This is a genomic window from Streptomyces sp. NBC_00659, from assembly GCF_036226925.1.
Classification (GTDB): domain Bacteria; phylum Actinomycetota; class Actinomycetes; order Streptomycetales; family Streptomycetaceae; genus Streptomyces.
On the sequence record NZ_CP109031.1, the window covers coordinates 8852310 to 8865874 of the forward strand.

General features: G+C 69.6%; 13 protein-coding genes. 8 read left to right on the plus strand and 5 right to left on the minus strand.

Going from position 1 to position 13565, the window contains the following annotated elements:
* Positions 1–3: 3 nt before the first annotated feature.
* A complete protein-coding gene (locus OG410_RS38680; protein WP_329303428.1) occupies positions 4–600 on the minus strand; it encodes a TetR/AcrR family transcriptional regulator in 597 nt (198 codons plus the stop codon).
* A 235-nt stretch (positions 601–835) separates the two neighbouring features.
* Here OG410_RS38680 and OG410_RS38685 point away from each other — a divergent pair, with 235 nt between their 5' ends.
* The gene (locus OG410_RS38685) at positions 836–1444 is read left to right on the plus strand and encodes an ATP-binding protein (RefSeq protein ID WP_329303429.1); all 609 of its coding nucleotides are present in this window, start codon (positions 836–838) and stop codon (positions 1442–1444) included.
* Between the two features lie 132 nt (positions 1445–1576).
* Here the strand turns inward: OG410_RS38685 and OG410_RS38690 are convergent, their stop codons facing one another.
* Positions 1577–2392: an alpha/beta fold hydrolase gene (locus OG410_RS38690; protein WP_328673569.1), complete on the minus strand. Its 816-nt coding sequence runs from the start codon at positions 2390–2392 to the stop codon at positions 1577–1579.
* Between the two features lie 298 nt (positions 2393–2690).
* On the minus strand, positions 2691–3653 hold the full coding sequence (locus OG410_RS38695; protein WP_329303430.1) for an MHYT domain-containing protein: 963 nt from the start codon (positions 3651–3653) through the stop codon (positions 2691–2693).
* Positions 3654–3976: 323 nt separating this feature from the next.
* Between OG410_RS38695 and msrA the strand changes: the two genes are divergently transcribed.
* Together msrA and OG410_RS38705 are read left to right on the plus strand one after the other, a co-directional pair.
* Positions 3977–4489, plus strand: a complete 513-nt coding sequence (gene msrA, locus OG410_RS38700) for a peptide-methionine (S)-S-oxide reductase MsrA (RefSeq protein WP_329303431.1) — start codon at positions 3977–3979, stop codon at positions 4487–4489.
* 384 nt (positions 4490–4873) lie between these two features.
* Positions 4874–5527 (plus strand): Lrp/AsnC family transcriptional regulator, encoded by a 654-nt coding sequence (locus OG410_RS38705; protein WP_329303432.1) that lies wholly within the window; start codon positions 4874–4876, stop codon positions 5525–5527.
* Positions 5528–5606: 79 nt separating this feature from the next.
* Here the strand turns inward: OG410_RS38705 and OG410_RS38710 are convergent, their stop codons facing one another.
* Positions 5607–5972 carry a nuclear transport factor 2 family protein gene (locus OG410_RS38710; protein ID WP_329303433.1) on the minus strand — a complete coding sequence of 122 codons (366 nt, stop codon included), beginning with the start codon at positions 5970–5972 and terminating at the stop codon, positions 5607–5609.
* Positions 5973–6225: 253 nt separating this feature from the next.
* Between OG410_RS38710 and OG410_RS38715 the strand changes: the two genes are divergently transcribed.
* The 5 genes from OG410_RS38715 (at position 6226) to OG410_RS38735 (ending at position 12528) form a co-directional block, all read left to right on the plus strand.
* Entirely contained in the window at positions 6226–6537 is a 312-nt protein-coding gene (locus OG410_RS38715; RefSeq protein WP_326783670.1) for a WhiB family transcriptional regulator, read from the plus strand.
* Between the two features lie 100 nt (positions 6538–6637).
* A complete protein-coding gene (locus OG410_RS38720; protein WP_329303434.1) occupies positions 6638–6997 on the plus strand; it encodes a hypothetical protein in 360 nt (119 codons plus the stop codon).
* Positions 6998–7146: 149 nt separating this feature from the next.
* Positions 7147–7749: a GNAT family N-acetyltransferase gene (locus OG410_RS38725; protein ID WP_329303435.1), complete on the plus strand. Its 603-nt coding sequence runs from the start codon at positions 7147–7149 to the stop codon at positions 7747–7749.
* Positions 7750–8470: 721 nt separating this feature from the next.
* The gene (locus OG410_RS38730) at positions 8471–10021 is read left to right on the plus strand and encodes a peptidoglycan-binding protein (RefSeq protein ID WP_329303436.1); all 1551 of its coding nucleotides are present in this window, start codon (positions 8471–8473) and stop codon (positions 10019–10021) included.
* A gap of 581 nt (positions 10022–10602) precedes the next feature.
* Positions 10603–12528, plus strand: a complete 1926-nt coding sequence (locus OG410_RS38735) for a glycoside hydrolase family 5 protein (RefSeq protein WP_329303437.1) — start codon at positions 10603–10605, stop codon at positions 12526–12528.
* A gap of 362 nt (positions 12529–12890) precedes the next feature.
* Here the strand turns inward: OG410_RS38735 and OG410_RS38740 are convergent, their stop codons facing one another.
* Positions 12891–13526, minus strand: a complete 636-nt coding sequence (locus tag OG410_RS38740; protein ID WP_329303438.1) for a MerR family transcriptional regulator — start codon at positions 13524–13526, stop codon at positions 12891–12893.
* Between the last annotated feature and the right edge of the window lie 39 nt (positions 13527–13565).

A 13565-nucleotide genomic window follows, 5' to 3' on the forward strand; every position in this document is an offset into this window, starting at 1 on the left:
GCCTCAGCTGACGTGCCAGCCGGGTTCGAGGCGGTCGAGGAGCGCGCGGAAGGCCGCGTCCGCCGGCTCCCGGCCGCCCTCCGCCTGGGCGGCGACGACCAGGCCGAAGGTCGCGTCGACCAGCAGGGCGGCCTCCGTCCGGGCTCGGACCTGCGGCATGCCGAGGTCCCGGAAGACGGAGGTGAGCAGCTCCGTCCACTCGGTCAGCACGTCACTCAGGACGGGCCCGTACCGGTCGGGGTCGATCAGGCTGGCGGTCATGATCTCGAGGTAGAGGGGGACGGCGGGGCGCAGGTCGGGGGCGCCGAACCGCCGCCAGATCTCCTCCATGAAACGGCGGAGGCCCGCCGGGTCCCGCGGGGACTCCGCGGAGGCGAGCATCTCCCGGGCCCGCAGGAGCGGTCGCCTCTCGTCCAGGGCGAGCGCTTCGGCGACCATGCCCTCCTTGGTCCCGAAGTAGTACAGGAGCATGCGGTCGCTGGTGCCCAGGGTTCGGGCGAGCGGGCGCAGGGAGAGTCCTGCGAGGCCGTTGCGCACCAGGTACGCGCGGACCCGGTCGGTCAGCTCGCGTCGTTTGGCCTGGTCGGAGGGTCGTGGCATGAGGGCTCCCGGCGGCCGCGGTGTCTCTGCGTGGTCGTGTGACACCAGACACATTCCATATGTGCCGGTCAGTACTCTTGGAAAGGATTCTTGCCGTAGCGAGCGCTACATGCATATTTGTTATCGTGACGGGCGTTACGTGAACGCGTGACCTGACAATGTCCGGACCGGTCGTCGACGGGTCCGTGCCGCTCGGGCGGTGTGGTCGCCGGCAGTGCAGAAGGGACTGATTCCCATGGCCCCTGGGGCCATCGATCTCCTGGCGACACCTCGCCGGGGGCGCTTTGCCCGGCTCTACCGCCGGCCCGAGGGATCGAAGCGTCGGGACGCCACGACACGTGATCAGCAGAAGGAGGCATCCGCGGAAGCCGCACCCACCTCGTGGCTGGCCCGGAACCGGGCTCTTTGGTCGCGTGCGCTGCAACCCATCCGTCCGTTCGACGCGCCCCGCGCCCGGGTCACCCCCTGGGAGTCCTCCTGGCCGCTGTCGCGGGAACTGACCTCGGCCCGCCGGGCCCGCCGTCTGGTGACGGCACAGCTGGACGAGTGGAATCTGGAGGACGTGGCCGACACCGCGGAGCTCCTGGTCAGCGAGCTGGTCACCAACGCTCTGTGCCATACGCGCGGCCCACTGCGGCTCAACCTGTGCCTGCGCGGCGACCGCCTGCTGTGCGAGGTCGAGGACACGGAGCCCGAATGTCCCGTACGGCGCGAGGTCGACGCCGACGCGGAGGGCGGTCGCGGTACCGAACTGCTCGACCTGCTCGCCGAGAGCTGGGGCAGCACCTGCACTCCCACCGGCAAGACCATGTGGTTCGAAGTGCCCACACAGACCCCGTCGTAGCACCCGCCGAGCCCCCTCGGCGGTGATCGCGCCCGCCCCGTCGGCCAAGCGGCGGACAGCGACCGTCCAGCCCCGGTGTTTTTGCCCCCGGGGAAGTGCGCTGGAAGCCGCCGGCCTCACCGGCCGGATCGCTCAGGCGACGGTGATCACTTGCGTGGCCAGGAAGTCGAGGAGCGCGGCGTTGAACCGTCCGGGCTGTTCCGCGCCGGGAAGGTGGCCGGCGCCCTCGACGACGGTCAGGACCGCGTGCGGGACGAGCGCGTGGATGGCCTCGGCGTCGCTGACCGGTGTGTAGACGTCGTCGGCGCCGACGACGATCAGTACGGGGGACTGTACGGCGGCGAGTGTGTCCCGGTAGTCGGGGCGCTCGGCCCGGCCGCGCAGGGCTGCCGCGGCACCACGGGGATCGGTGGCGCGCATCATGCTCAGGACGTGCTCGGCGACGTCGGGCAGCGCGGTGACGTTGTAGTCGGCGAGCATCTTGCCGATGACCTCGTCCGCGTAGCCGTTCATCCCCTCCGCCAGGAGGCGGTCGGCCAGCCGGTTGCGGAAGGCCTTGCCCTCGTCCGTCTCGGCCGGGGCGGAGGTGTCCGACAGGACGAGCGCGCGGACGCGGTGGGTGTGGGCGCGTTGAATTTCCAGGGCGATCTGCCCGCCCATCGAGACACCGCCCACCACCGCCCGGTCGATGTCCAGGTGGTCCAGGAGCGCGGCGAGGTCGTCGGCGAAGTCGGAGAGATACACGGGGCCGGTCTCCACCCCGCTGGCGCCGTAGCCGCGCAGATCCGGGGTGATGACCCGGTGCCCGGCCGCGACGAGCGCTTCGGCCTGCGGGGCCCACAGGGTCCGGTCGAAGGGATGCCCGTGGATCAGCAGGACGGGCAGCCCGGCCGAGGAGCCGGTGTCGTCGTAGTGGATCGTCGTACCGCGCAAGGCTATGGAGGTCATGCCAGGCACCCTAGGGCCTGTCCGGCCACAAGATCATCGCGATGGTCGAAGCGGGTCACTGCCTGCCACCGTGCGTACCGGGTACGGACGTCGCTCTTGCCCGGTGCTTCCGGGCGCTTCCCGGGTACGGATGTTGCTCTTGCCCGGCAGGTCCGGGCGCCTCCCGGGTACGGATGCCGCTCTCACTCCACGCGGCTGCGCGCGTCCCGTGTCGAAGCCGTCCGGCCCGGACGACGATGGCCCGGCACGAGCGCGAGGTTGATCGCGTCGGCCGGGCCATCGACATGCACAGGAGGGGCTACTCCGCCTCGTGCCGGGTTCCGTAGGGGTCACCGGCGCCCGTGCCGCCGTACTGGGCGTGCTCCTCGGCGGGCCACTGGGGCGGTGCGGACGACCAGTGGCCGGCCTGCGGGGCGCTGTGGGCCATCGGCGCCGGAGCGTCCTGGATGCCCGACACCTGCACCGGCATGGCCTTTCCGCGTGCGACGACCTTGGAGCGCTTCTTGGCCGGCTTGTCCCAACCGCCGTCGCCGAGGATCAGGACCGGGTCGAACATGACGATGGCCGCGGCGAGGATGAGGAAGATGATCGGGCCCAGGAGCATCGGCAGCAGGAGCGAGGTGCTCTCCTGGCCGGTCACGGACGACTCGATGCCGTTGTGGAGATGGACGTTCACGGCGGCCATGCCCGTGTAGTGCATGCCGGTGACGGCCAGGCCCATGACGAGGCTGGCGCCGAGCGTGCGGATGAAGCCCTGTACGGAGACGGCGGCCCACAGCGCGGCGGTCGCCGCCACGAGGGCGATGATCACGGACAGGGTCACCGTGAACGCGTTGTAGCTGAGCTCTCCGTTGAGCTGCATCGCGAACATGCCGAGGTAGTGCATGGTCGCGACGCCGAGACCGGTGATGGAGCCGCCCACGGTGAGGGCCGCTCGCGTGGCACCGCGATGCCCGACGATGAAGACGCCCGCGGAGACCACCACGATCGCCACGGCGAGACTGAGCACGGTCAGCGGGACGTCGTAGGTGACGGGTGTCTCCGCCACGGAGAAGCCCGTCATGGCGATGAAGTGCATCGTCCAGATGCCGCAGCCCAGGGCGCTGGCCCCGAGGGCGAGCCAGCCGAGCCTCCATCCGGGCTCGTGGTGCACCGTGCGCACCACACAGCGCAGCCCCAACGCCGAGCCCACACAGGCCATGACGTAGGCGGCCACCGGTGTGACCAGCCCGTAGCTGAAGCCGTCGATCGTGCCGTTCATCCGCTCCCTAACTAACTCTGTACCGCTGACATGCGAAGGACATTGAGCCCTTTTTCTGGTAGCGATAGCAAATTCTCGAGCCGATGTTGATTGAAGCTTGCAGGATCGTTATCGATCTCCCGCGTTCACTCGCACGCGCGGGCCCCGAGGTGCCCGAACCTTTGTGGCGTCCCAGGTGCCCGGCCGGGAATTTCGACCGGCCCTTTCGGCCTTGTGCAGTGCGATGCCACGTCGTTGTGAGGGCGGGGCGGACGGACGGCGGGCGGCGCGTGAGACCGCGCCTGTGCGAGTCCGACGAGGACTAGGAAGAAGGGGTGCGTGCGATGAGCCGGAACGAGGAGAAGGCGCTGCTTGCCGGTGGCTGTTTCTGGGGCATGCAGGATCTGATCAGGACGTTCCCGGGTGTTCTGGACACGCGGGTGGGATACAGCGGCGGCGACGTGGCCGACGCGACGTATCGCAACCATGGAACGCATGCCGAGGCGATCGAGATCACCTTCGATCCCACGAAGACCGACTACCGGACGATCCTGGAGTACTTCTTCCAGATCCACGACCCGTCGACGAAGAACCGGCAGGGCAACGACATCGGTCTCAGCTACCGGTCCGCCATCTTCTACGTCGACGACGAGCAGAAGCGGGTCGCCGAGGACACCATCGCGGATGTCGACGCCTCCGGACTGTGGCCGGGGAAGGTCGTGACCGAGGTAGCGCCGGCCGGTCCGTTCTGGAAGGCGGAGCCGGAGCACCAGGACTACCTCCAGCGCTACCCGGACGGCTACACCTGCCACTTCGTCCGTCCGAACTGGCGGCTGCCGAGGCGCGCGGAAGCCTGAGCGGTGCCTGACAGCCCGCGCAGCCCCGAGCGGGGCCTGTGACGGCCCGCGCGGCCTGCGCGGGCCCCGGGCCGGTGCCACGAGGCCGCGCGGGCCTCGGGCGGTCCCGGCAGGCTGCGCCGGCCGCAGGTGGTCCGACGAGGCTGCGCGAGCCGCGGGTGGTCGCACGGGGGTGCCTGGGCTGTGGGCCGGTGTCCTGGCCCGGGCCGTTGCGGATGCGATCCTGCGATCCTGCCGGTCGCGGCGGCTGCCCTCGGGCCCTCGGGCCCGCGGGGTCGGCGGTGAGCCGGGGGCGGCCGGTGGTCAGGGGGTGGCGCGGCGTGTGGTCATGACCGTGGCCGCCACCGCCGTGGCGGCCAGGACCACCGAGGCGGCGCCCAGCGCGTGCTGGGCCGCCGTGCGGGCGTCGCCCGCCGCACCCAGGTAGATGCCGCCGACGACTGCGACCCCTGGCGTGCCGCCGAGTATCTGGGAGGTCCGACGGCGTGGCGCGGACGGGTCGATGCCCTGGACGCGGACCAGGAGGCGCGGCTGCGCGCCGCGTCTCCCGCCTCGGACACGCGGGACCCCGCAGGCGCGGCGGACTCCGCCCACCTCCTCACGGACGCGGACCGTCTGCTGCTGTCCGCGCTGCGTGAGGACGCACGCCTCAGCTACGCGGAACTGGCCGCCGTCACCGGCACCACCGCGAGCACCGTGGCCCGCCGGCTGACCGAACTGCGGGCGCGCGGCGCGCTGTTCTTCGACGTCGACATCGATCCGGCGCTGCTGGGCGTGACGGTGTCCGCGCTGCTCTGGATGCAGGTGGCCCCCGCGCACCTGGACACGGTGGCGACAGCGCTGGCCGGACATGACGAGCTCGCGTTGGTCGCGGCGACGACCGGTCCGACGAATCTCGTGGCCCACGCGTTGTGCCGCGACGCGGAGGCCCTGCATCACTACCTGACACGGCGGGTGGCCTGGGACGCCGTCACGCGGATCGAGACGGCGCCCGTGCTGCGTACGTACAAGGCGGCAGCGACGTTCCGCGCGGGCTGAACGCGAACCGCCCCAGCCGGTGCGGGCCGAGCGCGAACCGCCCCGGCGGTGCGGGCCGGCCCCGAACCGCCCCTGCCGTTCAGACGTATTCGTTGCGTTTGAGCTCGATCACCCAAGCGCGGCGTTCACAGATCTTCCCGTCGCGCATGCGGAACACCTCGGCCATCGACATGCGCATCGGCTCTCCCGTTTCCCGCATCACCGTTCCGGTGAGCTCGGCCATGATCACGTCGTCCTCCTCGACCATGCGGACGACCTCCAGCCGGGGAGGCGCGACGAAGCCGGGACCCTCGATCGCGGCGTCGTACGCCTCCTTGCCGGTCAGATGGAAACCGCCGAAAACCGTCCACTCGATGTCATCGGTGAGACAACTCAGAATCTGTGCGTGATCGTTCTTCCGGAAACCGTTCAAGTAGGTCTCGACGGTCCGCTTGTTCTCGGACATGACTCCTGCTTTCCATCGCGAGGAAGGGCGAAAGACGGCTGTACCGCTCCGGAGGCGCTGATCCGGACCGTGAACCGTCGAGGCACCTCCATAGCGCCCATGCGAGCGGGAGGCAAGCTGGGCTCACTCGAAGGTGTGGTGACGTACGGCAGATAGAGTTGCGGCCTTCGAAAGGCGTAGTGTCATATGCCTGTTGCCCAGGGCAGTCGGGCAACTTGCAGGCGGGGGCCAGGGGAGAGGACGGCATCACGAGATGACGAGCACCGACTGGAGCGATCGAGGATTGTGCCGTACGGCCGATCCTGACGACCTGTTCGTCGAGGGCGCGGCGCAGAACCGGGCCAAAATGCTGTGCATCGGCTGCCCCGTGCTCACCGAATGCCTCGCCTATGCGCTGGACCAGCGCATCGAGCACGGTGTCTGGGGCGGCATGACCGAGCGGGAGCGACGTGCCCTGTTGCGCCGCCGGCCCACGGTCACTTCCTGGCTGAATCTCCTGGAGACGGCCCGAGTGGAGCACGAACGCTCGCAGGACACCACGGCTGTCGCACAAACGGCGAGCTGATCACGGCCTTACCCTCGGGAGCATGTATCGGTTCCGAGGGCGCGCCCGGCGCCCTGCTCGTCGCGGGGGAACAGGGTCCGCCGGGCGCCGGGTCGTGCCCGTGGGCGTGACGGGCGCCGATGTCGTGCTCGTCGGCCAATTCTCAGCCAAGGAGAAGAGCTTCGTCGCGCTCATGGACGCCGCGGCGGCGGAACTGACGGCGCGCGGTGCCCGGGTCGTCGGGCGGATCACGCAACGGCGTGGTGTCTCGGACGGTGGGGTCCGGAAGATGAACCTGCCGTATTCCTCGCGCACGCTGCTGAGTTCCGGGAAAGTTCTTGAAGTCGCCGCGCTCTGTGAAGAAACCGATGCGGACGTGGTCGTCTTCGTCGCTTCTCTGACAGATCGACAGCAAAACGTGCTGGCGGGGATATTCGACCGCCCCGCGATGAGTCTCGCCGAGATCATCGACGCCGGCTGAGCGGGAATTGCGCATGCCGTTCGGTTCACCGCTCGTATGGCGGTCGGCTGCGGACGGTGAGCGAACTCGTAGCGGCGCGGCGAAGTCCCGAATTGCCCACCCGCCGGAATCCACTGGCTCCGGGCCGGAGACATCCGTAGCATCTGATCATGATCGAGGGTACGGGGACCACGGACGACGAGCACGACGCCGAGCCGGAGAGGCAACTCGCCTGGCGCGCCGCGTCTGTCGGGCTCGCGGTGGTCGAGGTGGACGACGCCGAGCTTCTGCACCGCTGGCGATCCGACCCGGTGAACGCCCATGAGTTCTGCACCTGGCCGCGCTCCCTCGCGGCGCTGCGTGAGCGCATCGAGCGTGACGGTGACGACGACGATCGCGACAACTTCCTCGTCCTGCTCCCGGACGGCACCCCCATCGGCCAGATCGCACTCGGCTGCCAGAACATGGCCGACGGCACCGCGGAGGTCGAGCTGATGCTGGACCCGCGGTATCGAGGCCACGGGCACGGCGTGGACGCCCTCGACGCCCTGGTGGACCTCGCGTTCGGTGAACTCCCGCTGTACCGGCTCACGGCGGAGACTCACACCGGGAACGCCCCCGCCCTGGCGGTCCTCGCCAAGTCAGGCTTCGTCCAGGAGGGCGTCAGCCGTGCCGCCTGCTTCCACCGTGGCCGACGCCACGACCTCGCGGTGTTCTCGCTTCTCCGCCCCGAATGGGAAGCGCTGAGCCGCCCTCGCGCCTGGGACGCCTGACCGGAACCGGAACCGGAACCGGAACGCGGGATCAAGCGGGCCTCTCTGCGAAACTGACACGGGACCCATTCCCGCTGTCCCTCCCACCCGTGTACCCTCGCCGCCTTCCGTGCCGCGTGCCCTCGCCGTCCCCTGTGCCGCGATCCTGGCCGTCTCCCACGCCGCGATCCTCACCCGCACACGCCGCGATCGTCACCTTTCGCTTGGCACGCACAAAATGAGGCGGGAAACGCCGCAACGAGACAGACCGCTGAAAAGGGCCAAATATTCAAAGGCCGTCACGCATGCATTTTTTCCGGCCACTCAGGTCGGTTAAATCAAGCCAGTTGTGCGACCTGACATTGTGCGGAGCGGTGTGAACTGTCACCGTCGTGCGCGGAATGACAGCCCGATCATGACTTTCGAGAACCTCAACTCCGGTGCCACGTAGGGACGTTGGTCCACAAGCGTGCCGACCCGGTAAAAATGCCAATTTCTCCTCCCTTTACCGGCTGCAGCCCCGAGGTGAGCGTCTGCCGGGCGGGCGACCCCTTCCATGAACGACACATCACGACAGTGTGCGGTTTCGGCTCGGACGATCTCCGACGGCAATCCGCATATCCAGCGAAGGAGACGTTTCGCAGTCATGAAGACGAGTCCCTTGCGTGCGCACGACGGCCGAACATCCATCCGGCACCGGGATGCCACGAGCGCGAGACCTGGCTGGCGAGTCAGGACCGGGGTGTTCGCCGCCACGACGGCGCTCCTGTCGGCCGGCACCCTGCTCGGCGCCGGTCCAGCCTCGGCGGCACCCGCGGCGGTCAAGCTGACTTCCTCGTCCTGCCCCGGCGTGATCCAGAAGGGCCAGACGAGCGGCTGCGTCACGGAGTTGCAGAACCTGCTCAACGCCCACGGGGCCGGGCTGCTGGTGGACGGCGTCTTCGGGGCCAACACCCTCTACGCGGTGCGCGAGTACCAGGCCTCCACCGCGATCGCCGTGGACGGACAGGTCGGCCCCCAGACCAAGTCCAAGCTGTATGCGACCGGCGGCTCGGCCCCGGCGCCGATCCATCTCACGTCCTCCTCGTGCCCGGCGAACATCGTCCAGGGCAACAAGGGGGGCTGCGTCTCCGAACTGCAGCGGCTGCTCCGCCACTTCGGCTACGCGATCGACGTGGACGGCGATTTCGGGCCGGCGACGGACAGCGCGGTCCGCAGCTTCCAGTCCGCGCACGGTCTTTCCGTCGACGGTCAGGTCGGCACGAACACCAAGCGCGAGCTCTACGACACCGACGAGTCGCCGTCCACCGCGCTGGACCTGCGATCGGGATCCTGTCCCTCGAACATCGTGGAGGGGCAGAGCGGCGGTTGTGTCGCGACGCTTCAGGCCCTGCTCAACGGCAAGGGGCAACACCTGGACGTGGACGGTGAGTTCGGGCCCCTGACCTTGGCTGCCGTGAAGTCGTACCAGTCCTCGGCGAGCCTCTCCGCCGACGGGGAAGTCGGTCCGAACACCAAGGCCGCTCTGTACGCGAACATCAGCACGGGCGGCGGCAGCGGCGCACCGGCCCCGGTCAACCTGAACTCCGGCTCGTGCCCGGGCAACATCGTGAAGGGCCAACGCAGCGGCTGTGTGACCGAGTTGCAGAGCCTGCTCAACCACCACGGAGCCGATCTCGCCGTCGACGGCGACTTCGGACCGTTGACCGACAGTGCGGTGCGGGACTTCCAGGCCGAGAAGGGGCTGTCGGTCGACGGACAGGTCGGTCCGAACACCAAGGCCGCTCTGTACGGTGCTGTCACCCCGCCCTCCTCGCCCCCGTCCGGCGGCGGATACAGCAAGATCCTCGGTGTGGCCGCCGCCGAGGTGGGGACGGTCGAGGGCAGCGCTCGGGCGAACAGCTACGGATCGGCCGTGGGTCTGTCGCTGTCCACCAGCAACTACGCCTGGTGCGCGACCTTCGTGAGCTGGGTGGCCAAGCAGACCGGGGCCAGTTCCTACCGCAACAGCTACGTCTCGGGCTGGGTCAAGCAGGCACGGGCCGGCAACTACCACCTCTCGGTGACCACGAACCCGCAGCCGGGCGACATCGTGGCCTTCGACTGGAACGGGGGCAACAACTACACGGGTGGGCAGGAGCACATAGGCATCGTGCGAACGGTGAGCGGCGGGGCCGGTTTCACCACCGTCGAAGGCAACACCGGCAACCCCAACGGCGGGTCGGACGGCGTCTACGTCAAGACGCGCAGCACGAACAGCGGATACGACGTCATGTTCATCCGCGTCCGCTGACCGGCTGACGGGACGAGCCATGAACCACCTTTCCTCACAGGACGGTTCATGGCCGGCCCCGGCGAGGGAGCGCCGTTCGGGAGGCTCCGTGCGAATCACCAAGCCGAGCCGAGCCAAGCCGAGCCAAGCCGAGCCGAGCCAAGCCGAGCCGAGCCGAGCCGACGGGCCGAGTCGGACCGCTGAGCCGCGCCGGTGAGCGGGGCGCCGTCCACGCCCGGCGGGCCGCGTCACAGGCAGGGGAGCGGGTCCCGTGTGCCGGTTGTCACGCCTGACCGGAACTGTCGCCCGGGTTCGGCTCCCCCGCTAGGCTCAGGTCCGTACCTGTGGTCAGCGGGAAGGGTGAAGCGCCCGTGACGTAGCCGTCACACCGGTCATGAGCGCCAGGTCCACCCCGTTCAGAGCACGGCACCGTGATTCGTCCGTGGCGGCGGCATCCGGACTTCCGCAGACCGGGAGCCGCCGACCCGGTCATGAGCCCGACTCGCCCCGTCACGCCGGAACACGGCGACCGGCGTCCCTCCTCGGGTGCCGGTAGGCACAGACACTCACGTCCGCGTACCGACACCCCTCACAGAGGTCCGATGCCCACCCTCAGATTTGGCAAGTACCTGACATTAGGGGCAACAGCCCTCCTGCTGCTGGCCACGGCTCCCGGGGCGATCGCCGCCACCTCGGATCCCGCGGACCCCCCGCGGGTGACCTCCGCCGACGTTCCGGCGGCCGCCGAGACATGGCAAGCGCCGCTCTCCACCCGCGGACGGTACATCGTGGACGCCGACGGCAACCGTTTCCGGCTGAAGTCGGCGAACTGGGACGGCGCGCAAGGCTCCTGGACGGGCAGCGGCAGCGTCGACGACCCGGCCAACCACCACGCGGGCCAGGACTCCTACGGCGTCCCCCTCGGCCTGGACCGTGCGTCGCTGCCCCAACTGCTCGACGACTTCCACCGGCTGGGCATCAACAGCATCCGGCTGCCCTTCTCCAACGAGATGATCCACTCGACGGTCCCGGTGCCGGACGTGGCCGTCACGGCCAACCCGGAGCTGCGCGGCAGAACGCCCCTCCAGGTCTACGACGCCGTGGTCGCCGCCCTCACCCGGAGCGGGTTCGCCGTCATCCTCAACAACCACACCAGCACCTCGCGTTGGTGCTGCGGAGTCGACGGCAACGAGCGTTGGAACAGCAGTCAGTCCACCCAGCAGTGGGCGGACGACTGGGTCTTCATGGCCCGCCGCTACGCCGGTGACCCGCGCGTGGTGGGCGCCGACCTCTACAACGAGGTACGCCGTGACGTACTGGACGACCCCAACTGGGGCCTGGGTGACGCCCACGACTGGTACGCGGCCGCCCAACTTGCCGGTGACCGCATCCTCTCCGAGGCCAACGCCAACCTCCTCGTCGTCATCGAGGGGATCAACTGGACCGGTCTGCCGGTCGACGGCCTGCCTCACGGCCGCCCCACCCTCACCCCCGTGCGCAACCTCTCGCACACCCTCGTCGCCTCGCACAAGCTGGTGTACTCGGCCCACTTCTACGGATACACCGGCCCCAACCACAGCGGGGCGACCGGAATCGGCGAAACCCACGACGCCCGCTACCAGGACCTCACCCGCGACCAGCTCTACCAAGTCCTGGGCGACCAGGCCTTCTTCATCTCCTCCGAAGCGAACCAGCACTTCACCGCCCCCGTATGGATCAGCGAGTTCGGCATCGGCGCGGGCGAGACGGGCGCGGCAGCCCGGACCTGGTTCGGGAACATCACCGACTACTTCGCCGACCACGACGTCGATTTCGCCTACTGGCCGCTGGTCAGCTGGGAAGGCCACGACGACTGGTCCCTGCTGCGCTACGACACCTCGGGCAACCGGTACGGCATCCTCGACCAGTCCGACTGGCGCGGCACCGCGTGGAACCGGCTCATGACCGCCCCGACCCGCACCGGGTCCGTCGCCGCGGTCCCCGGCTGGCAGATGCTCGCCACTGATCACGGCGACCACGTGCAGTCGTTGCGGGTGCGCGCGGGCGGCGACTGGAACGCGGGTGCGTCCAAGGCCACGTGTCCCGACGGCGAACGGCTGATCGGCCTCGGCCACAGCGGTGTTCGCGCGCTGTGCACCGACGTCTCCACCGGCGACCTCCGCTCCGCGGCCGGCACCCAGACGGTCGTCACCGACGAGCGCCACGTTCCCGCGGGCGGCGACTGGGCCTCCGGGTACACCAAGTTGCAGTGCCCCGGGGGGAACTTCCTCATCGGCTACAGCCGCCGCGGTGGCCGCACCTCCGCCGCCCTGTGCGTTCCGGCCGGCACCTCGCTGGCGGGCACCGGGCGAACCGTGTGGTTCGACCGCTCCGACAACCGGCCCGCCGGAGCGGCCGGAGGGGACTTCGCGAACGGGGACTACAAGGGCCAGTGCGCCGATGACGAGTACGCCGCCGGAATCGCCTACACGACCCGCTTCGGCGCCGCCCAGGGCCCGGCCGCACTGCTCTGCCGCAAACTGAACTGATCACGACCCGGCCACCGTCGAAGCGGTGCGCGGACCAGGGTGAACAGCTCCGGAGCCGCGCCGCGCCGGGCCGTGACGGACATACGGCGGTCTCAGACCCGCCGGGACCCAACGGACCGAGCCCGTACGCACGGGCCGGCCGGGTCCCGGCGGTGTCTCCCGGGGCGTTTTCCGCGAGCCCCGAGCGTCGCCGCCGCAGGGTGGATCGCACCCTCCGACGACCTCTCGCAGGCGAATGCGGGCGATCAGGATGTGGGTGGCGGGCTGGAGCGTGTGCCCGGCGGGGGAGCCTCAGCTTGAGACGAGCGAGGCAAGCGGCCGTCACACGACCTGACTTGGCAGCGCTTCTGTCACCGGCTACGTCAGAACCGCCGGGCGGACTCCTCCGCGTGGGCCATGCGCCGCAGGCTCAGCAACACCGGTTCGTAGAGCACCGTCAACGCGACAGCCGCCTCGATCTGTTCGGACGGAGTCGGCTGCTCCTCGACCATGTCCAGGTCGGTGACCGCCAGTTGCGCGGCCAGATGTCCGTACGGCAGCAACTGCTCGGTGTCGCACGGGTAGCCGAGCCGGACCAGCGCGGCGACCGAGTCGATGAGCCGCCGGTGGGCGGGGTTGAGCATGTCCACGCCGGGGTCGCAGGACCAGCCCAGCCGCTCCAGCAACGCCTCGACCGAGCGGCAGGCGGTTGCCACCGCCGGATCGTCCTCGGTGGGCTTCTCGGCGCAGGGCAGCGCCCGGGTCGCCGCGCCCAGTCGCAGATGGTGGTCCAGCGACTCGTCCTCCGCGGCGGAGATCACCTCGCGCGCGTCGGCCACCGAGACCCCGCCGATCTGGATCAGCGCCCGCACGAGGCGCAGCCGCCGCAGGTGATCCTCCCCGTACTCGGCCTGCGTGGCGGAGATCCGGCGGCCCGGCTGGAGCAGTCCTTCGCGCAGGTAGTACTTGATCGTGGCGGTCGATACACCGCTGCGCTCGCTCAGCTCCGCCAGCCGCATGCTCTTGCACCCTTCATCGGACAGTGACACTATCCAAGC

What these genes read in the sequence shown, in the direction of transcription:
- OG410_RS38680 (WP_329303428.1), bottom strand. Translation starts at nt 600, where the DNA reads ATGCCACGACCCTCCGACCAGGCCAAACGACGCGAGCTGACCGACCGG.
- OG410_RS38685 (WP_329303429.1), top strand. Translation starts at nt 836, where the DNA reads ATGGCCCCTGGGGCCATCGATCTCCTGGCGACACCTCGCCGGGGGCGC.
- OG410_RS38690 (WP_328673569.1), bottom strand. Translation starts at nt 2,392, where the DNA reads ATGACCTCCATAGCCTTGCGCGGTACGACGATCCACTACGACGACACC.
- OG410_RS38695 (WP_329303430.1), bottom strand. Translation starts at nt 3,653, where the DNA reads ATGAACGGCACGATCGACGGCTTCAGCTACGGGCTGGTCACACCGGTG.
- msrA (WP_329303431.1), top strand. Translation starts at nt 3,977, where the DNA reads ATGAGCCGGAACGAGGAGAAGGCGCTGCTTGCCGGTGGCTGTTTCTGG.
- OG410_RS38710 (WP_329303433.1), bottom strand. Translation starts at nt 5,972, where the DNA reads ATGTCCGAGAACAAGCGGACCGTCGAGACCTACTTGAACGGTTTCCGG.
- OG410_RS38715 (WP_326783670.1), top strand. Translation starts at nt 6,226, where the DNA reads ATGACGAGCACCGACTGGAGCGATCGAGGATTGTGCCGTACGGCCGAT.
- OG410_RS38725 (WP_329303435.1), top strand. Translation starts at nt 7,147, where the DNA reads ATGATCGAGGGTACGGGGACCACGGACGACGAGCACGACGCCGAGCCG.
- OG410_RS38735 (WP_329303437.1), top strand. Translation starts at nt 10,603, where the DNA reads ATGCCCACCCTCAGATTTGGCAAGTACCTGACATTAGGGGCAACAGCC.
- OG410_RS38740 (WP_329303438.1), bottom strand. Translation starts at nt 13,526, where the DNA reads ATGCGGCTGGCGGAGCTGAGCGAGCGCAGCGGTGTATCGACCGCCACG.